Annotated in this window: 13 protein-coding genes and 2 pseudogenes; 6 read left to right on the forward strand and 9 right to left on the reverse strand. The window is 41.4% G+C overall.

All coding sequences use genetic code 11. The features are described 5' to 3' along the window. Positions 1-15: 15 nt before the first annotated feature. Both maiA and hmgA read right to left on the reverse strand, forming a co-directional pair. Positions 16-646: pseudogene (gene maiA, locus J5O05_RS19830) on the reverse strand (maleylacetoacetate isomerase). A 68-nt stretch (positions 647-714) separates the two neighbouring features. After that, positions 715-2,010, reverse strand: a complete 1,296-nt coding sequence (gene hmgA, locus J5O05_RS19835; protein ID WP_208844687.1) for a homogentisate 1,2-dioxygenase — start codon at positions 2,008-2,010, stop codon at positions 715-717. A 131-nt stretch (positions 2,011-2,141) separates the two neighbouring features. Here hmgA and J5O05_RS19840 point away from each other — a divergent pair, with 131 nt between their 5' ends. Continuing rightward, complete coding sequence (locus J5O05_RS19840) at positions 2,142-2,561, forward strand: MarR family winged helix-turn-helix transcriptional regulator (RefSeq protein WP_208844688.1); 420 nt, start codon at positions 2,142-2,144, stop codon at positions 2,559-2,561. Between the two features lie 28 nt (positions 2,562-2,589). Here J5O05_RS19840 and J5O05_RS19845 read toward each other — a convergent pair whose 3' ends face one another. The 4 genes and pseudogenes from J5O05_RS19845 to J5O05_RS19860 form a co-directional block, all read right to left on the reverse strand. Beyond that, positions 2,590-3,441, reverse strand: coding sequence for a hypothetical protein (locus J5O05_RS19845; protein ID WP_208844689.1), 852 nt, complete (start codon positions 3,439-3,441; stop codon positions 2,590-2,592). 68 nt (positions 3,442-3,509) lie between these two features. Next, entirely contained in the window at positions 3,510-6,623 is a 3,114-nt protein-coding gene (locus J5O05_RS19850; protein ID WP_208844690.1) for a TonB-dependent receptor, read from the reverse strand. 237 nt (positions 6,624-6,860) lie between these two features. After that, positions 6,861-10,074, reverse strand: a pseudogene (locus J5O05_RS19855) (TonB-dependent receptor). 40 nt (positions 10,075-10,114) lie between these two features. Beyond that, on the reverse strand, positions 10,115-10,969 hold the full coding sequence (locus J5O05_RS19860) for a S1/P1 nuclease (RefSeq protein ID WP_208845398.1): 855 nt from the start codon (positions 10,967-10,969) through the stop codon (positions 10,115-10,117). 237 nt (positions 10,970-11,206) lie between these two features. Between J5O05_RS19860 and J5O05_RS19865 the strand changes: the two genes are divergently transcribed. The 3 genes from J5O05_RS19865 to J5O05_RS19870 are packed head-to-tail and all read left to right on the forward strand — an operon-like array spanning position 11,207 to position 13,020. Beyond that, positions 11,207-11,875 (forward strand): PhnD/SsuA/transferrin family substrate-binding protein, encoded by a 669-nt coding sequence (locus tag J5O05_RS19865; protein WP_244370099.1) that lies wholly within the window; start codon positions 11,207-11,209, stop codon positions 11,873-11,875. A gap of 55 nt (positions 11,876-11,930) precedes the next feature. Next, on the forward strand, positions 11,931-12,089 hold the full coding sequence (locus J5O05_RS22165) for a hypothetical protein (RefSeq protein ID WP_244370101.1): 159 nt from the start codon (positions 11,931-11,933) through the stop codon (positions 12,087-12,089). After that, the gene (locus J5O05_RS19870; protein ID WP_208844691.1) at positions 12,082-13,020 is read left to right on the forward strand and encodes a hypothetical protein; all 939 of its coding nucleotides are present in this window, start codon (positions 12,082-12,084) and stop codon (positions 13,018-13,020) included. The genes J5O05_RS22165 and J5O05_RS19870 overlap by 8 nt, the downstream gene beginning before the upstream one ends. Positions 13,021-13,151: 131 nt before the next feature. Here J5O05_RS19870 and ushA read toward each other — a convergent pair whose 3' ends face one another. From ushA to J5O05_RS19885, 3 genes are all read right to left on the reverse strand, one after another. After that, on the reverse strand, positions 13,152-14,741 hold the full coding sequence (gene ushA, locus J5O05_RS19875; RefSeq protein WP_208844692.1) for a bifunctional UDP-sugar hydrolase/5'-nucleotidase UshA: 1,590 nt from the start codon (positions 14,739-14,741) through the stop codon (positions 13,152-13,154). Positions 14,742-14,810: 69 nt separating this feature from the next. Further along, entirely contained in the window at positions 14,811-14,996 is a 186-nt protein-coding gene (locus J5O05_RS19880; RefSeq protein WP_208844693.1) for a hypothetical protein, read from the reverse strand. Positions 14,997-15,116: 120 nt separating this feature from the next. Next, on the reverse strand, positions 15,117-15,542 hold the full coding sequence (locus J5O05_RS19885; RefSeq protein ID WP_208844694.1) for an MAPEG family protein: 426 nt from the start codon (positions 15,540-15,542) through the stop codon (positions 15,117-15,119). A gap of 154 nt (positions 15,543-15,696) precedes the next feature. Here J5O05_RS19885 and J5O05_RS19890 point away from each other — a divergent pair, with 154 nt between their 5' ends. Both J5O05_RS19890 and J5O05_RS19895 read left to right on the forward strand, forming a co-directional pair. Then, complete coding sequence (locus J5O05_RS19890) at positions 15,697-18,582, forward strand: insulinase family protein (RefSeq protein WP_208844695.1); 2,886 nt, start codon at positions 15,697-15,699, stop codon at positions 18,580-18,582. A 10-nt stretch (positions 18,583-18,592) separates the two neighbouring features. Further along, positions 18,593-19,102, forward strand: coding sequence for a GNAT family N-acetyltransferase (locus J5O05_RS19895; protein ID WP_208844696.1), 510 nt, complete (start codon positions 18,593-18,595; stop codon positions 19,100-19,102). Positions 19,103-19,151 lie beyond the last annotated feature (49 nt).

Genomic DNA, 19,151 nt, shown 5'->3' on the forward strand with positions numbered 1-19,151 from the left:
CCCTCCTTTATTATTTTACTGTGCATCAGATTGATTTTCCGGACGCGCGGCATCAAATGCAGGAAGCTGATTACAATGCGTATAAACCGCTAGCAATTTAGGAAATGGTGACATATCAACCTCAAAGCGAAGTGCATTGAAGATTTGAGGCACTAAACAGATATCGGCAAGTGTGATTTTATCGCCAAAACAAAATGGACCTTCTGGCACAACAAGCGGTTCTAACTTTTTAAAACCTTCAATAATCCAATGACGATACCAAGTATTCTTTTGCTCATCAGTTGCACCGAGACTCGGCGGCTAGATATTTCAATACACGTAAGTTGTCGATTGGGTGAATATCACACGCTATGGCATAGCAAAAACTGCGCACTTGAGCTTTGTCCCACGGATTAGTCGGTAATAAAGGCGTATCTGGAGAATAGTCTTCCAGCCATTCAAGTATTGCCATGGATTGCGCTAATACACCGTGTTCGGTTTCCAAGGCAGGCAGCAATCCTTGTGCATTTTTGCTTGTGTATTCGTTGCTGTGTTGTTCTGACTTCAAGAGATTAACAGGGCTAATTTCATGTGCTAATCCTTTCAAGTTAAGGGCTATACGCACACGATAGGCGGCCGAACTGCGAAAATAACTGTATAATTTCATTGTTTGTCCTTAGTCACGACGAAAGCACCCCGAAGAGTGCTTTGTAATTCTAAAATCAGCGCAAGTGATTATGCACCTTTGTAGTATTTCTTAATTCCTTTCCAACAATCAAGGTAATTTGTTTGTCGCTCTTTACCTTCTAACGCGTATTTTGTTGGTGAAATAACGTAGCGTGATTCAAACATAAACGCTAACGTATTCTCATAGCGTTGCGGTTGTAACTCGGCATTTGAGGCCTTTTCAAACACATCTGCTTCAGGTCCATGCGGAGACATGCAGTTGTGAAGGCTCATGCCACCAGGCACAAATCCATGCTCTTTGGCATCGTATACACCCTCAATTAACCCCATGAACTCGCTCATGATATTACGATGATAATACGGTGGACGGAACGTGTTTTCAGCGACCATCCAACGAGGAGGGAATATCACAAAGTCGACGTTTGCAACACCGGGCGTTCCTGAAGGTGACGTTAGTACGGTAAAGATAGAGGGATCTGGGTGATCAAAACTTACCGTGTTCATTACGTTGAAACGAGCTAAATCATACTTGTAAGGTGCACTGTTGCCTGTCCAGGCAACGACATCGAGTGGTGAGTGACCAATATCACAGCGGAACAAATTGCCATTAAACTTGGCAACTAACTCAAAATCGCCTTCAACATCTTCAAATGCAGCAACTGGATATTGAAAATCACGTTGGTTTGTATATCCGTTTGCACCGACAGGACCTCGCTCAGGTAATATATACGGATGGCCGTAGTTTTCACAAATATAGCCACGAGCAGTGTCGTTAAGAAGTTCGACATTGAATTTAATACCACGAGGGATCACCGCTATTTCACCAGGTTTAATCGCCAACTTACCGCATTCAGTGTGCAGTACGATTTGACCTTGTTGTGGGACGAACAAGAATTCACCATCTGCATTGTAAAAATAACGACCTTCCATCGACTTATTGGCAACGTAAACATGGATACCAATACCTGCTTGGCCATTCGCGCTACCGTTTGCTGCCATCGTTACAAGACCATCGACAAAATCTGTAGGGGTCGCCGGAATAGCAATTGGATTCCAGCGCAGCATTGTTGGCGGTGTTGGTACTTCGGTAATAGGTGCAGTGCGCAGATGTCCATTATCTATTTGTTCATAGTCGCCTTGCACAACCGATGGACGAATACGATAAAACCAGTTGCGACGGTTATCGGCGCGTGGGGCAGTGAAAGCTGTCGTATTGTACTGTTCAGCATAGAGATCATATTTTACTTTTTGTGGTGAAAATTGACCTATCGGTAGGGCACCTGGTAACGCTTCAGTTTCGAATTCGTTACCGAAGCCGGTTAAGTATTGATATTCAGTTGTCATTATTCTTGCTCCACTTGGGTTTTAAATAAAGATACTCTCACATGAGAGTATTTTCAAGCGTCAGCTATTTTCTAGCTGTAAAGACTTGTGTACAATAGGTATCTAAATTTGCATGTTTGAATCAAGGTTTTATGGAATTGAAATTAAACGAATTTTTACCCTATAGGTTGGTAAAGCTTGCTGCTAAGGTAAGTGATGAATTCGCTAAAGTATATGCAAAAGAAGCGGGGTTAAGTGTAGCGCAATGGCGTGTCTTGGCTCATTTAGCTGAACACCCCCAAAGTACAGCAAAACAACTGTGCGACTTGGCTACTATGGATAAATCGACGGTATCTCGGGCGGTTAAACAGTTAGCAGAGCAGGGAATGCTAATAAGTGAAATGAGCGAAAAAGACAAACGCGCAACGTTACTTAAATTAACTGCGCAAGGTGAGTCGCTCTATGCGCGTTTGGTGCCTTTAGCGATAGAATGGGAGAAATCTCTGTTAGAGAAACTAAGCACGAAAGATAAACACGTACTTTTTCGAATCATAGAAGAGCTAGGCTCCTAATAAGGTCTAGCTCTGGTGTTAATATTGGTTAAGAACCAATCACGTCATTGAGTGTCGCAATTACTTCAACGGAAAGAGAAGTCATACGCTCAACGTAATTTTTTCGGTCTTCAGTCTCGCGGTCAACGAGCTCTTGCCATTCTTCAGGTCCGTAGTAACCAACCACCCATGGTATATGACTGCGATACTCATTAAAGTATTGGACTCGATTTTCATAACCATCAGGTGGAAGACCTCCACCTAAATAAATGTTTTTATGTACATCTGAAACGGTATCCATATACATTGTTTGTAAAACTGACACGTGTTTACGTGCGATATTTTTTAGATAATTCTTATCTACAGCATTTTTAAGATATAGCTCGGTTGTGATGGCCATATGTAATGTGACGGCGGCGGCATAGGTTTCGGTTAAGTAGAAACTTTCTGCATTTCTTGCTTTGTTGAAGATATAGCTATTTACAATTTTTTGGGAATCTAAGTATAACGAGTTTAAAAGAGGGAGACCGTTACTACCCGATGAGGAATTGTAATATGCAATAGAGTCATCTAACGCGTCTATCAACCCGAGCACCTCGTTTACATTTTGCTGAACGAGTTCTTTTTTGATTATTTCTTCAATTCTGCGAAGCGCTTCTTCCGACAAGTCAGCAGCGTTAGCTCCGCCAAAACCAAAAATTTGGTCCAGTAGAATTGATGCAATCTTTTTACGTGCACCGCTTTTGATATTCTTAAGCACATCAGGCCAAAACGCACCAAGACTTTGCACCGATTGTGTTTCTTGTGTATCCGCAGAATGGATTGTAACGAAATTGTCTGAAGCTAAGGTTGGAAATGAAAAAGCTGCGGCGATAGCGCAAGCTATTAGTGATTTACTCATAAATTTTCCTTTTAAGAGTGTATAAAAAAAGCGCGACATCATGTCGCGCTTTATATGTTCAATAACTATTAGAACGTGTAGCGAACGCCTACACGCATTTCCCATAGTGATGGGTCTTTTTGCACAGTCGGTGATGATGCGCTGAAGTTAGAGTAGATGTACTTTCCATCTTCGTATTTCACATCAACAACGCGGTTACCAACGAAGTCACCTTTCTTCATTACACCCCAATCATCATTTAACAGGTTAGTTAAGTTATTGATTGTGAAGAATACTTGGCCTTTGTGACCTTCAGCAAAACCAGGGATTTCTTGCGTTACTTTTAAGTCAAATTTGACATACCAATCCGCATTTTGCGCGTTACGGCCAGCGATTTGACCACGTTGTAGATTTTCATCTTCAATGAACGCATTAAATGCTGCAAGTTCTTCGCCTGTCATGTCATAAACTACGTTTACGTCATTCTCAAGTGGTACGTACATTAACTGACGACCATCTGAGTTCCAGTTAGAATCACCAAACTGTGAATCAGATTTGTTGAACAAGAAGCTGTAAGGTTGACCTTCACTTGCTTGACCGAATAGGTTGAAGCGTGTTGCATAGCCATCAACAAATTCTGTTTTGTAGCCAAGTTGGAACGTGAAACGGTGTGGTACTTCGTAATCTGACGTTGCAAGACCAGGATTTACAGCGTTAGAAACCGCAAGGTTACCGTAGTTCGAACCAGCTGTTGAACTCGTCATTGGGTTAATGTCTTTAGAATCGGTATAAGCATACGTCAACGTAAAGTCGATACCATTATCAAACTGCTTAGAGATTGCCGCGGAAATGACAGATGAACGCGCATCTTCGCCTTTAACGTTCGTTAGGATGTACTCACCAGAGCGACCATTAATGCTATCGATCAGTGCACGACCATCAACTGAGCTTGTACCAGCAACAAACAACGGCGCATCGATAGTTGTCGCTGAATCTTGTTTGTCTGTGTACAAGTAATCTAGCGTGATTACGTAGTCGTTTTCAGTCGTATAAGTTGCACCTAGAGCATATTTCCACTCAGATGGGATTTCGAAGTTTGGATCGATGGCATTTGTAGAACCGTCGCCTGCACCTACAGGTAATGCACCGATTTCATCGTACATTGATTGTGGTACGTCGAAACCAGGTGTTCCGCCATCAAAGTTAGTCATAGGAACATCGAATAACGCTACGTTTTTCTTTGATAGACCAACTTGTGTTACACCGTCATTTGAGTAGGCATTTGATACCCATACGTTCGGGTTACCGCCAGAGTATAGACCTGCGCCAGCACGAACTTCTAAAGCGTCATCCACATACCATTGGAAACCGATACGAGGTTGGATAAGATCAAGTCCATCCATGTTCTTCGTGTTTGAGTAACCATAACGCTCTTCAAATTTAGCGTTATAATTTGGACGATCATCACTTGTGTATTTGTCGTAGCGTAGACCGAATGTTAATGTAGCATCGATGTCATCGAAGCTATATTCGTCTTGAGCGTAGAACGTATGTAGTTGATATGAGAATGAAGCCGCAACATCATTTTGATTGTTAGTACCAGCTGCATTGTTGTAGTACACGCGAGAAGCTAGACCTGCTTCAAAGTCGTCAATCGAATTGAAACGGAACTCACCTTGAGTGTGCTGCATAAATAGGTTAAATACGTTTAAGTCTTCGTATTCGTAACCTGCAGTGATGGTGTGTTTATCAAGGTAATAAGTACCTGCAACCTTAACGCTGAACGTATCGTAATCTAGGTCGTTAGCTTGACGAGAATCATCAGGACCTAAATAAACTGTTCCGCCAGCCGTGTTGACTTGTACTTCACCGAAACCACTAGCAGCATCTAGAGAAATTTGACGACCATCAACATCTTGCTTAGCTACACGAACTTCAGTCGAGAAATCTGAAGACCAATCTGAGTAAACAGACGCAACGATAGACTTAAGCTCTGTACCTTGCTCATAAAAATGGCTATCTAAAGAAACAACTTTTGAACCGCCGTCAGACTGAGAAAGTCTAAAGCCATCATTATAGTTGTAAACTAAACTTGCACGGTGGTCTTCGTTAATGTTCCAGTCGATTTTAAGAAGAATTTTTTCATCATCTACTGGCATGCTACCAGGTGTACCACCAGCGTTATAGCCGTATTTAGCATTTGCGATAGCAATAATACGATCTACTTCAGCTTGGCTGATTTTACCAGAGTCAAAACCTGCATAGCTAAACTGTTCTACACCTTCTAACTTTTCGTATGAAGCGAACATAAACAGGTTGTCTTTAATTAAAGGGAAACCAACATTGAAACCGTAACGTTTTTCAGTGAAATCACCTGTGTCGTAATCTTTACCGTCAGATTTGTCACCCTTCATCGAATCATTTGTGTAATCGTAGAAGACGCCACCGTGAATCTCGTTCGTACCAGACTTTGTAACTGCGTTGATGTTACACGCAGTGAAGCCACCGTACTGAACGTCAAATGGTGCAAGTTCTACTGCTACTTGTTCGATTGAGTCGAATGAGAAAGGAGGGCGTACTGTAGGGTAACCGTTTGAACCTAAGCCAAAGTTGTCGTTCATACGAACGCCATCAACCGTTAAACTGTTAAAACGTGGGTTACCACCACCACACTGAATCGCGCCGCGGCTGTCATCTACGTATACACGAGGGTCAACACGTACGATGTCGCTAAGGTCACGGTTGATTGCTGGTGCGTTTTCTAGTGTTTCTAGTGTAAATGTTGCAGCAGGACCTGTGCCACCAGACATTGTACTGATAGGGCGACCAGTAACAACGATTTGTTCAACGTCCGTTTTAGCTTGTAGTTGAACGTTTACTGGGTAGTCGTTACCTAAAGAAAGATATACGTTCTCTAAAAGTTGGTCTTCAAATTTGTCAGAATCAACAATAATTTGGTATGGACCGCCAACGCGAAGACCTTTAGCGCTAAAATAACCTGCTTCGTTAACTTCAACAACTTTCGTTGAACCTGAAGGAACGTGCATAATTGTGATTGTTGTGCCTGCAGCAGGGTTACCATTTGGACCAACGATTTGACCTTTAACAGCTGAAGATGTTTCGTTAGCGAATGCAGTACCACTTGCACCTACCAACGCAGCAACTGCTAGAGACAGAGCCGTTTTTCTCATTTGTAGTTTCATTTTTCTGTTGTTTCCCGTGTTTGAGAGTGAGTTTTTAAACGTGAACTCTTATCGGTTCATCATTTCGACCTATTATATTTCCATTTTATTAATAGGTCAGCCATAACTTTACCTAATTGAGTTAAAATTCTACAAAATATAACGTAATTTTACGGGAAGTGTATTGCGGTTTTGTTTCAGTGGTAGGAAAAAGTGCAAAAAAGGCCACCGTTTGGTGGCCTTTACATTCTGGGAGGATTAAAACTTATAGTTTACGCCTACTTTAATTTGCCAAGACGATGCACCTGTCTCGATCTTAGAGTAGTTACGAACGTCAGAACCATTGAACTTACGCTCTAGAACATAACGACCTTGGTCGTCTACGTCACGTAGATCGTAAAGAACCTGATCTGAGTAAGCTAGTTTACGCTCAATACCCCAATCTTTGTTCAATAGGTTAGCAAAGTTGTCGATCATGAAGTAGATCTGGCCTTTGTGACCTGCTTTGAAACCAGGGATATCTTGCTTAATGCTTAGATCCATTGTAGTAACCCAAGGTTGAGTTGCTGTATTGCGGTCTAAGATTTTGCCACGTTCTTTAATGCCAGCTGCATTGAGTAACGTTTCTAACTCTTCCCAAGAGATTTTAGATTTTTCCCAGTTTACTGCTGGATCATCTGCACCTGTCGGGATGTACGCTAGGTAAGCGTTGTGTGTGTATAGGTCTGAACCGAAGTCACCCAATTGCTCGTCTTTGTACAAGCCCATTGTGTAGCTCATTGGACGGCCAGAACGACGTTCGAAGAATAGGTTAAAGTGAGTATTGTAACCTTCGAAGAATTCGTGCTTGTAACCTAAGTTGATTTTTAGGCTGTGCTCAACTTCATAGAAACCACGACCCACTAAATCTACGTTGCGGCTCTTCGTTGAGCTGTGCTTGTAGTTAGAGTTTGTTTGTGAAGATGAACCAGCTTGTACTTCTTCAACGTCTTGGTGTGCGTAGCTAATTGTTGCACTAACACCGTTATCCCACTCTTTAGCAAGTGCTGTTGAGAAGATAATTGAACGGCCATCATCTTCAGAGTTAGTTAACATGATGTCCCAGTTGTCTTGACGGTCGCCTTCGTAAATACTTTCGTAAACGATACGCTCGCCGTCAGCAAGTGTGCCTACTGGACGAATAGACGTGTTATGCCATACAACTTCGTTTTCTTTCTTGTGGTAGCTAAGTTCAGCTTCCCATGTGTAGCCGTCACCAAAAATTTCTGAATCAAACTCATACTCGAAACCAATTTGAGCACGAATTGTTGAAGGTAATTCGAAATTCGGGTCAATATAAGCAACACTACCAGCACCTTGAACAAGTGAATCATTCAAGAATGTTGGCGCTTGACGGAAGTCTGCTTTGTTGTTTGCGAAGTATTCGTTAATTGCGCTAGCGTGGTGCATTTACGTAAGTAATACCATCTTTTTGGAATGGATCATTGTACCAAACGTTTGGAATACCGCCTTGGAAACGACCGATACCACCTTTAACCGTTAACGCCTCAGTTGCATAGTACTTGAAGCCAACACGAGGAAGGATAATGTCAAGACCGTCAAGGTTCTCTTGGTTTGTGTAGCCGTAAGTTGACTGGAATGTTTCGTTCAATGATGGTTTGTCATCAGAAGAAAGACGCTCATAACGAACACCCGCTGTTACTTCAACATCATCCGTCACGTAGAACGTATCTTCTACGTAAAGCGCTAACGTGCTGCGACGCGCATCGTATGCTACGTCATCCACGTTACCCGTATATGCGTTTGAGTAGTTGAAGTCGTAGTTGCCACGGTTAACCGAAAGATTACCGTTTGTAAAATCTTCAAAGTTATCGAAGATGTATGAGCCTTTAGAGTTTGGTGCAAAAATGTTGTAAAGGCGCAGGTTTTCGTACTGTAGACCAAAACCAATTTCGTGCTCATCCAATAGGTATGTTGCGTCGAAATCTAATACGAAGTTTTGGTTTTCTGCGTAGTTCGCGTGACGGTAAGTATCCGTTCCGAACACGAATGAAGAACTACCGTAACCATCTGTACGTACAGTAACTTGACCAAAATCTGATGAAGTTAAGCTGTCACTTGAAACGTCTTTGTAAGAAAGACCAATTTCAGTTGAGAATACATCACTCCAATCAGAGTATAGCTTAGCTGCGAAGTTGTTAAATTTAGTTTGGAACGTGTAGCCATTTGAAGCGAATTTAACTGTACTGCCGCCAAGACCAAACTCACGCGCGTCACGGTCATCTTGCCACTGGTAAGTGAAGTCTGCACGGTGCTGAGCGTTTACGTTCCAGCTTAATTTAACCAACACTTTTTCGTTTGTATCTTCTGGATCGCCACCTAGGCCATCTTGAACACCATAAGTGTTGTTCAGGATTGAAACAAACTCATCGTATTGCGCTTGAGTTACGTCAAACTCGTTTACTGCACCTGAGTTTTCAAAACCGTAGTCTAGGTCTAATTTGCTTGACCAGTTGCTGTAATCAACGAAGAAGAAAAGTTCGTCTTTGATAAGCGGACCACCAACGTTGAAGCCATAGCGCTTTTCAGTTTGCGTTGGCTTTGCTTCAACGATTTTGTATGTGCGGTGGTTGTTTTCATCTAAAACCGGCTTACCGTTTTCAGTGATTTCATCGATACGTACTGTATCGCCAGACATACTTGGAGTTGAAATTTCAGCAAATGATGAGAATTTGAACTCATTTGAACCAGATTTGGTTACCGCGTTGATCGTACCGCCACCGAAGTTACCTTTCTTTGCCGAGAAAGGAGAAACGTCAACAGAGATCTGTTCAATAGAGTCAAGAGAAACTGGAGGTTGCTGTGTTGGGTAGCCACCAAAGTTTAGACCGAAATCATCATTTTGACTGATACCGTCAACAGTAAGGCTGTTTGTACGTGGGTTGTTACCCGCGATGGTCATTTCGCCGTTACCGTTAATAGACGCTAGAGGGTTCAAACGAGCGATGTCTTTGATATCGCGGTTGAAGCTAGGTGTGTTATTAATAGAGTCTGCACCGAATACGCTGTTAGAGCCGCCCGCACGTTGTACGATACGGTAGCCAGCTACCTCGATTTTCTCCATTTTAAGCGCTTCTAACTGAGAGTTAAGACGCTTAGTTTCACCAAGTTCTAGGTAAATGTCTTTTAGCTCAGCATCGCTGAACGTGTCAGAGTCGATTACGATGTTGTAAGGACCGCCAACGCGAAGACCTTTAGCACTATAAAAACCTTCTGAAGTTGTTGTCACTTTACTCACAGTACCAGTAGGCACGTGAATAATTGTAATCTCAACGTTAGAAGCAGCTTCACCAGTTGGTGTTGTAATTTTACCGCGAATAGCAGATGACGTATCTGCAGCAAGCGCGCTTGTCGTTACCCCAAGTGCAAGCACCATTGCGCCTGCTACTTTCGATAAGCGTAAGTTTCTCATTGTGTTGTTTCCCGTGTGTGATGTATTTTATGATTTACGATTAATTTGCTGATTCCAAAGCAAGAGGCTTAGAAAGCGACTTAGCTTTAGCTTGCATCGATCCATCAAAAATTAGGTTCAGCAGACCCGCAAGGCGGATACCGCCTTGAACTAAACGTGTTTTGACAATGGGCATATGGTCAAAAACGTAGCGGTACTTCATTTCCGTTTGTTCCGCGTTGTAAATACTTTCTGCAATGTTGCTTGATTCAATCAGCCAGTCAGCCGGTGTGCTTGCAAGATACTCAGCAATCAGTTCTTTATTCTCTGTTTGGATAAAGCGAGTAAATTCGGTGAAAGATAAATTTTCGTTCTGGATTAATTCAGTATCCCAAACACTGTGTAGGTTTGAATTCTTACCGAAGAATTCAACTTTAATTTTATTTCCGCCGTGATCGTCTGCACGTCCAGCATGGAAAGGTTGGTGGCTATCACCGACAAGGTGAACTAGGAAGCGCATTGCAAAACGCTTTTCATCAATACTTGTCTTTTCAGACTTTAGCGTGTTGATTGTGTAATAAATGCCATCAAGAATGTTTTTTACTTGTTCTTTACTATGAATATCGGTGTGGACATGTTGTTGCATGTTCTTTGGGTCTGACACGTTAATATAGTGCCACTTTGTCGATTTTTTTTGCCAAAATTCATTTGGAGATGAACGCATTTCATCAGCCCAAGTCGAAACTTCAGCAAGCGAATCACCTTCTAATAAAGGAAGAATGGCTTGTTTTGTTGTTTCAGTTAAGTGAGCCTCTGCTAATTCACCAACGATGCGGTGTCCATTTTGACCCCATGCTTGAACCTGACTCGTTACAAGTCCAAGTAGCAATGTTGTAGCAAGCGTAATGCGACGCATATTGTCTCTCCAGTTACTGTCGAAAATTGGCAATAATCCCGTGTGTGTACGGTCAATTGTCCTGTTTTTTTGTTTTGCTAAACAGGCTTTGTTCATATTCATAATTTCCTGTTAATAAAGTAGTTAAAACAATAAGATATATGCATTAGGTAAACTTACCTATTGCAATGAGTAAAGAAAGTTGTTCAAATGGTCTTTCTGTTCTTTCGTACAATGATACTTGCTTTGATTAATGCAATGAAAAATACGTGGTTAGGTTTTGCTCTGATTGTTGTTTGTACTGCATTAGCATGGGTTTGTGGGCAAGCTTTTGTGAGTTACAAACCGCTTGCGATACCTGTAGTTGAACAAAACTATATTGATTGTAAGACTGGCTTATCCCAAAACGATCAAGCACTGATTGGTTACGTCCCAGTAAAGGGCATGGCAAAGCGGTTTGCTAACCAGTTATGCCAAAATAATGTTGTTTCAAAGCAGTACGGTCGCGTTGTGGTTTATTTTGGTTCTAGCATGGCGGAACAAATTGAATTTATTGCCAAAGGAGTTGCGGATGTCATCTTGGCTAAAGACGTTGTGGTATCAGCCTTTAAAGTAAAAGAGACCTATAACTATAAGCCTTTGGTCAGTTTCAAACAGTATAGTGCATACCTTATATCTCTACGTGAAAAGCCAATTCTGTCTAAAAATTACCTTTTAGATAAGCGGATCGGGCTACTTGACTATCCAACAAGTCGCTCTGGCCATATCCTACCTATGCAACAGTTCAAAGCACTTGGGTTAGATGTTGATAATATGAATATTGTTTACGGGAATACCCATAGCGAGCTTCAGAGAAATGCTCATGGCTGGCAATGTCGACATTATATCGTCTTATTGGCAAGAGAAGGACAAAGCGCATTTTACTGAACAGTACATTACGCCTTTTGCACAAAATATTGATGGTACAAAATGGTATTTTAAGATGAGCGAAAACAATACTGCGTTGGCATGCGCCTTACAAAATGAAATTGTAAAGGACGCGCAAGAAAATCAGTCAGGGTATTTCAGCTCACCAAGTACCTATTGGCAATGTGATAGTGCGCCTTTTCATTTTCTAGGTGAGGATGTGCATCATGATTAAGCGATTTAAGCCACTGTTACTGCCAGTTTTGTCTATGTTGATCTGTGCAACGGTATTTTCAGTGTCATACAACATTGCACTCTCTGATGCAAAATTGCATGCGTTAGAAAACATCAAGCTGCGAATCGCACTCGATTTCGATTCGATAGGCGTAGAACAACCGTTTTTTAAAAATGCAGGAAATGAATGGCAGTTAAAAAATTACATTGAAGCATTGAATGTAAAACTGAAAGAACAAAAGTCACCCGTGCTGGTAAAGCAAATTACGGCCATTTCAAAGGAAGCCGCGTTACATAGTAATGGTTTACATGTACTTGAGAAACCTTTTGGTACAATTCAGATAGACCTTACTAATATAAATACCTTCCCCTGGCACGGACTACCAATCGCCATGCTTATTGGTCTCGGCGCAAGTTTAATTTGGCAACGCAAACAAGTAAAACATCGTCACCGAGTCGAAATTACTGCATTGCAATCAGCAGAGCAGCCAGAAAAGCCTTTGTTAATTATCGACCTTTATCAAAAAACAATGCAGTTATTCGAAACGGGTAAAAAAGTAGCTCTGGCGAATAAACCGCTCTGTTTTTACCTCGCGCTACTGGAATACAGTACGATGAACCCAGATAAAATACTAAACGCGAATAAAGACTTGCCTCCGGAGTTTCAGGAGTTGGCAGATAAGTATTTTCATCGCTTAGTGGCGCTCGGTCACACTATCAGAAAAAGACCTAACTTTGGTAACAGTTTAGAAAAAACACTGAGTGAAATTCGTGCTGCATTGGATGAAGTGTTTGAGGAATTGCCAGATCTTAAAGCGTCATATTATCCGCCAAAAGCGCACGGTGAGGCTCTCGTTCGAAACTGCATAGCTTTAACCTACAAACATTTGATGCGGATACGGTTCAAATTCACGGTAAGTAGTCAGCAATAGATGATAAAAGTGCCGTTCTAGAGAATATATGAAGCATCGTTTGACGATAGAAACGATACTCGCGCTGATGTAGATAAAAGAAAAAAGCCATCGCCTGAATTGGGCAATGGCTTTTGCATTTTCTAGATAGATTAAAATCTAAAAGCAGAGGTCGCTACAGGACTATGATGTTGAAAGTATTCTTTCAATACTTCCGCGTCAGTACGTGATGTATCGACGTACGTAGGATTGTTTGTGAGGCTAGGGTAACCGTCACCACCTGAAGCATTGTATGAATTGATACTCATACGGTATTTGCCGTCAGGCTTTATTTGCGCACCATTTACTTTGATGTTTTCAATAGTATCTTGGCCTACCGTAAACGTAATGTTGTGGTACTGCAAATATGCACCTGAATCTGGTGGGTAACGCGCGATAATGTTCAAGTAATCGGCGAGTTCTTTACCCGTCCATTCCACGTATGTGATGCGGTTTTTGAAAGGGTGTACTTTTAAAATGTCTTTGTAGCTCACTTCACCAGCTTCGATGCTTGCTCTGATTCCACCGCCACTAATAATACCGAAGTCGGCATGAGTTGCGGCCATTTGTGCAGCAATTATAAGGTCAGCAAGCGGACTTTGTTTAAAACGTACTGTGCTTCGTTCGCCATCGAAAAAATCAACGGCATGACCCACTGCGCCCTCTAATTGTTTTGCCCCTTTTTCTTGATAAGGTGTTAAAAAGGACAGCATTTCAGGGTCTGGTTTGATTTCAGGATTAACAAAGTTACCTGTTTTATCTTTCAAATTCACTGGGATCAATGCATAGCTTAGTAGCTCGACTTTACCATCTTGAATTTTAAATTCTGCTTTACCAACATACTTACCCCATTCATGGGCTTGCATGATCCACGTACCATTTTGGTTATCTGGTTTACATGCTTTTCCTGGCGCAAACGAAGTATCTTCATCGCCTTTTTCGTCAACGCACACCGGTTCCTGTGAATGCCCACCTACAATTAAGTCTAATGTACCTTTTGGTAAGGTACGCGCAAGCGTAACATCACCCGGTGCGTTAATACCAAAGTTCGCGTTATGGTAATGACCCATGTGTGTCACGGCGATTGTCACGTCAGGGTGGTATTGCGCTTTGATACTTGAAGCTAGTTTTTCGGTAATAGTTGCAGGCTCTTCAAATTTCAAACCTGCAATATAGTCAGGGTTTGCAATTTTGGCTGTATCGACAGTCGTTAAACCAATAACGGCTATCTTTAAATGGCCTTTATCAATGATGGTATAGGGCTGATAGGCAGGTTTAGCGGTTTTCTCATCAATAATATTAGCTGAAAGGACGGGAAACTCGGCCCACTCAATTTGCTGTTTTAAAACGTCTTGGGTGTTGTCAAATTCGTGGTTACCGATGGCCATGGCGTCATAACCAAGCATTTTCATGCCTTTAAAATCCGGTTCTGCAAATTGCAGATCAGATTCTGGAATACCAGTGTTTATGTCACCGCCTGATAGCAGAATGACTTCTTGGCCTTTGCTTTTTGCTTCTGCTCGTAGATTATCTATTAATGTTTTTCTTGCGGCCATGCCATATTCACCGTGTTCGTTTTGCCAAAAACGACCATGGTTATCATTGGTATGAAGTACAGTTAGATATTGAGCTTCGCTCGATGTGTTCAGCTGAGCGCATGATGCCAGCGAAAGAGAAATAAGTAGTGTGCTAATTCGGCGCATACTGATCCCACTATTGCGTAAAAGTAACCACCAAGTTTAAAGCAAATGTCTAGCTTGAAAAGTAAAAAATCAGCTAATTTGTGGATTTATATGGTTGCTCGCTTCAACCGCTTCTAAACGACGGTTAAGTTCTTGCGAAGCATAGTCAGCAAAAGGGTGAGAGGACGCTATCATCCAATTTAAAAAGCTACTAGGTAGGCTTGTATAGGGTTCACCTTTATAAAGGCCAAAGTCACAGATTTTTGAGGTATCCATAGTTTGCTTCCGACTGTTCGAAATAAATTTCGAGCGACATCCTATCAAAGTAAGAAGCAAATTAAAGATTAATATGTTGTAAAAATATTGTTCTTATTGTTTTTGGGAATATGTGGCTGTCTATATGCCTATAAAAACAGTAAAGAGTAAACAAAGCCACTGCAAGAGGTTCATCAAGCAACTGATAAGAAAAATGCGATATCGGACAATAACCGTGTTTTTTCCAAGATGAATAATGGCATGCGCAAAGCGAGTTGTGACAAACACACAAGAGAATGCTACAAACCAAACACTAACAGCGTTTAGCGACAGTGCAGTAAGACTGGCAACGTAAAAGAGCACCGGAATTTCAAATTGGTTTATGAAACTTCTATCTGCAACTCTCACATGATCTGGCGCAGTTTCCAAACGCATTGTCGCAAAATCTTCTTTTTGTATTAATTTTTGCTTAGCCGCCGAGAAACGTCGACGACCCATAACGACGAGAATGCCATAAGTTAAAATAACTTGGGCAAAAATCGTCAGAATTAAGAACTTTTCTAGCATTTGCATGCTCCTACGATTTACTTAATGTTACAAACACACGACCTATAGTCGTTGCAAATGACAACATATTTCATAATGATAGTGTTAATCAAGAGGTACAAGTTAAGAGTGCATCTTAAACTTTGTAGCAAAGAATTTATAAAAATGGATTGATATGAAAAAACTATTTCCCCTTACGCTTCTCAGTATTGCAATTTTATCGGGCTGTAATTCAACACCATCTCAAGTTTATTCAAGCACGGAGTCTGCGCAGGCATTAGCGCCTCTCGTGGTCAGTCCTAACGATAAGCGCCAATACAAAACATTAACGCTCGCCAATGGCATCGACGTGATCTTAGTGTCTGACCCTAGCGCAGAAAAATCTGCTGCGGCATTAAGCGTTGGGGTTGGGCTTTTACATGATCCAATGTCGCAACAGGGACTAGCGCATTATCTCGAGCACATGCTGTTTTTGGGAACTGAGAAATATCCTGATACCAAAGGCTATTCAGAATTCATGACTAAAAATGGCGGAGATCAAAATGCATATACGTGGTTGGACATTACGAATTACATGTTCAAAGTAAATAACGATGCGTATGGCGAAGCGCTCGACCGCTTCTCTGATTTTTTCAAAGCACCCAAGCTTTATCCCGAATATTCTGAAAAAGAAAAGCACGCCGTTAACGCAGAATGGTCGATGCGCCGTGAAATGGACTTTTTTGGGCAGTATAAACTGGCTCGAAACATGATGGGCGACCATCCGGCAAATCGATTTTTGATCGGAAACTTAGAAACGCTAGGCGATAAAGAAACGAGTAAACTGCACACCGAAATGGTTAATTTTTACGATCAATATTATTCGTCAAACATCATGAAAGTTGCGATGATTTCAAACAAATCCATTGCTGAAATGGAGAAGCTCGCTGATCAGTATTTCTCGGATATTAAGAATAAAAATATTGACCGGCCTAAAGTGGAGCAGAAGCTAGATTTGTCGAAAGTGGCCGGCAAGAAGATTTTTTACAAGCCTAAAGAAGATGTGAAACAGATCAAACTAGATTTCACAATCGACAATAACATGGACCAGTTTGCTGCGAAGCCAAATTACTTCGTAACGTACTTAATTGCTAATGAAATGGCTGGAAGTCCTGCTCAAGTCCTTAAGCAACAGGGTTGGGTTAGTCAGTTATCTGCAGGTACGGAGCTCGACCTTTACGGTAACTATGGTTCGCTGACGGTTAATATTGAATTAACTGATGAGGGTATGAAGCACCGAGAGGAAATCGTTGCAACGGTGATGAACTATATCAACTTAGTTAAAGACAAAGGCATTGATAGTAAATATTTCCACGAAATTAAAACAGCGTTACAAAACCAATTCCGTTTTCTCGAAAAAGGAGACGAGTTTAATTACGTCAGTAACCTAACTGACAGCATGCAAAAATATCCTCTGCAACATGTCATCGATGCTGGTTTCCATTATGCGGGATTCGACGCCGAGGCGGTACGTAATGTATTAAATAGCTTAAATGATAAGTCTGTTCGGATCTGGTATGTGTCAAAACAGGAAGAAACTGATAGCAAGCTGCATTTTTACGATGGCGAGTATCGAATTGAACCTATTTCGCCAGACGAGGTGAAATCTTGGCATGAAAAGAGCCAGTTTGCTTTGCAATTGCCAAGTGTAAACAAATTACTACCAGAGAGCTTTGACATTAAAGAATCGCTCGCAAATACCGGACAAACCCCCGCGATTGTGTTTGATAAACCCGGTTTAACAATTTGGCATTTGGGTAGCCAGAGCTTTGCGCACCAGCCAAAAGGTTCTTTGGATATTTCAATCAATACGCCGCTTGCGACTCAAAATGAAAAGAATGCCATTTTGTTTGCCGTTTGGGCCGACCTTTATAACTTGCAACAGAGTAAGCTCATTACCGAAGCGTCAGTCGCAGGTGTCCCTTTCTCACTGTCTGCTAGCAATGGTTTATCGTTAAACATATCTGGTTTTACGGATAAGCAAACGGTTCTGCTCGAGGAAGCTTTAAAAGCACTTATTACGATAAAAGTGGATGAGCAGAGTTTCGCTCAAGCCCTTGAGCGACGACGTCAGGCTATTTTTAATCAGGGTCAGCAATTCCCGATTTATCAGGCGTTTGGTAAACTTTCTGAGTTAGTCGTGAACTCAAGCTTTGATGATAAATCCGTCCTAGAAGCACTTAACAGTGTAACACTCAAAGACTTCGAACTGCTTCAAAAGTCAACACTTGAACAACATCAAACACGTGTATTTAGTTTTGGAAATTATGATCAAGCTGATATTGATCAAATGGCAAAACTATTAGACAAAACGCTTGCACCGAAACGCGTTACCGAGTTCCAAAAAGCAAAATATTGGAAACCTGAATCTGAGCAAGTACTCGTTTGGAATGAAGACTTAGCTGTTGCTGATGTGGCTATTGTAGATATGTTCATGAACCCAACGCCAGGGTACAAAGCGAAAGCGGCTGCTGCTGTGTTACAAGGTCATATTGGTACGGCGGTATTTGAAAAGTTGAGAACAGAAGAGCAACTTGCCTATGCAGTAGGTGCTTCTGCACGCGCAATCAATGAATACTCAGGTCTTGCGTTTTACATTCAAACACCAGTCAAAAATGTTGCAGACATGCAAAAACGCTTTGACGAATATAAACATGAATATGCACAAGAATTGGCAACGTTAGACTCAGAAACATTCTCGAAACTCAAGAATGCAGTGTTAGTTTCATTAAAAGAGCCTGCCAAAAACTTGAGTGATGAAGTGTCTCCTTTTATTCGTGACTGGTATAAAGAAAACTACAACTATGACTCAAAGTCGAAGTTAATTGCTGCAGTCGAACAGATAACGATTGATGATGTAAAACGTTACTACCAAGAGACAGTAATGAATGACAAAGCCGCTCGCTTAAATATACAACTTCGTGGTAAAAAGTTTGCATCAGAACCCTTTGCACAACTTGAAGGCCAAAAACGAATTGAATCAGTCGATGCAATGAAAGAGCAAGTGAAGTTCCAATTGTAGGATAGAAACCGTGTTAAGTACCCCTAGAACCAAAATTCGTAAAGCGCAGATAGGTGACGTTGATTTTATTTTTAAATTGCTCAACGAAGAGGGTTTTTTGCAATTTATTGGAGATAGGGGTATCAAACAAAAAGAAGATGCGGAGAAATATATTGAATCCGCCTTTTTTAACTCTTATGCGACGCATGGATTGTGTTCACCCTTTATCGTTTCTGATATAGAGGGGCGTGCAGTTGGGATTGCAGGGTTTTACCATCGTCCCAGTATGCAATGTCCTGATTTAGGCTTTGCGTTTTTAAAAGAAATCGAAGGACAAGGTTACGCTTTTGAAGCATGTCAGGAAATTCTTTCATTTGCAGCTGAGTCGTTAAAACTAAAGACGGTTGCTGGTATTTTAATGCCATCTAACCAACGCTCGAAGTCTTTATTGAAGAGATTAGGGTTCAAGGAACTGGGTAATATCGTTATTAACCCAAATCTGGAAAAAGTGTTGTTGATGCACATCGATTTATCGAAGTAAGTATATGTATAAATTAAAAAATAAAACTAAAGAACTTTCCATATCGTCG

This window comes from Pseudoalteromonas xiamenensis, assembly GCF_017638925.1.
Lineage (GTDB): Bacteria > Pseudomonadota > Gammaproteobacteria > Enterobacterales > Alteromonadaceae > Pseudoalteromonas > Pseudoalteromonas xiamenensis.

What these genes read in the sequence shown, in the direction of transcription:
- J5O05_RS22165 (WP_244370101.1), top strand. Translation starts at nt 11,931, where the DNA reads ATGAGCGAAAACAATACTGCGTTGGCATGCGCCTTACAAAATGAAATT.
- J5O05_RS19880 (WP_208844693.1), bottom strand. Translation starts at nt 14,996, where the DNA reads ATGGATACCTCAAAAATCTGTGACTTTGGCCTTTATAAAGGTGAACCC.
- J5O05_RS19890 (WP_208844695.1), top strand. Translation starts at nt 15,697, where the DNA reads ATGAAAAAACTATTTCCCCTTACGCTTCTCAGTATTGCAATTTTATCG.
- J5O05_RS19870 (WP_208844691.1), top strand. Translation starts at nt 12,082, where the DNA reads ATGATTAAGCGATTTAAGCCACTGTTACTGCCAGTTTTGTCTATGTTG.
- J5O05_RS19865 (WP_244370099.1), top strand. Translation starts at nt 11,207, where the DNA reads ATGAAAAATACGTGGTTAGGTTTTGCTCTGATTGTTGTTTGTACTGCA.
- J5O05_RS19860 (WP_208845398.1), bottom strand. Translation starts at nt 10,969, where the DNA reads ATGCGTCGCATTACGCTTGCTACAACATTGCTACTTGGACTTGTAACG.
- J5O05_RS19850 (WP_208844690.1), bottom strand. Translation starts at nt 6,623, where the DNA reads ATGAAACTACAAATGAGAAAAACGGCTCTGTCTCTAGCAGTTGCTGCG.
- ushA (WP_208844692.1), bottom strand. Translation starts at nt 14,741, where the DNA reads ATGCGCCGAATTAGCACACTACTTATTTCTCTTTCGCTGGCATCATGC.
- J5O05_RS19845 (WP_208844689.1), bottom strand. Translation starts at nt 3,441, where the DNA reads ATGAGTAAATCACTAATAGCTTGCGCTATCGCCGCAGCTTTTTCATTT.
- J5O05_RS19840 (WP_208844688.1), top strand. Translation starts at nt 2,142, where the DNA reads ATGGAATTGAAATTAAACGAATTTTTACCCTATAGGTTGGTAAAGCTT.
- hmgA (WP_208844687.1), bottom strand. Translation starts at nt 2,010, where the DNA reads ATGACAACTGAATATCAATACTTAACCGGCTTCGGTAACGAATTCGAA.
- J5O05_RS19885 (WP_208844694.1), bottom strand. Translation starts at nt 15,542, where the DNA reads ATGCTAGAAAAGTTCTTAATTCTGACGATTTTTGCCCAAGTTATTTTA.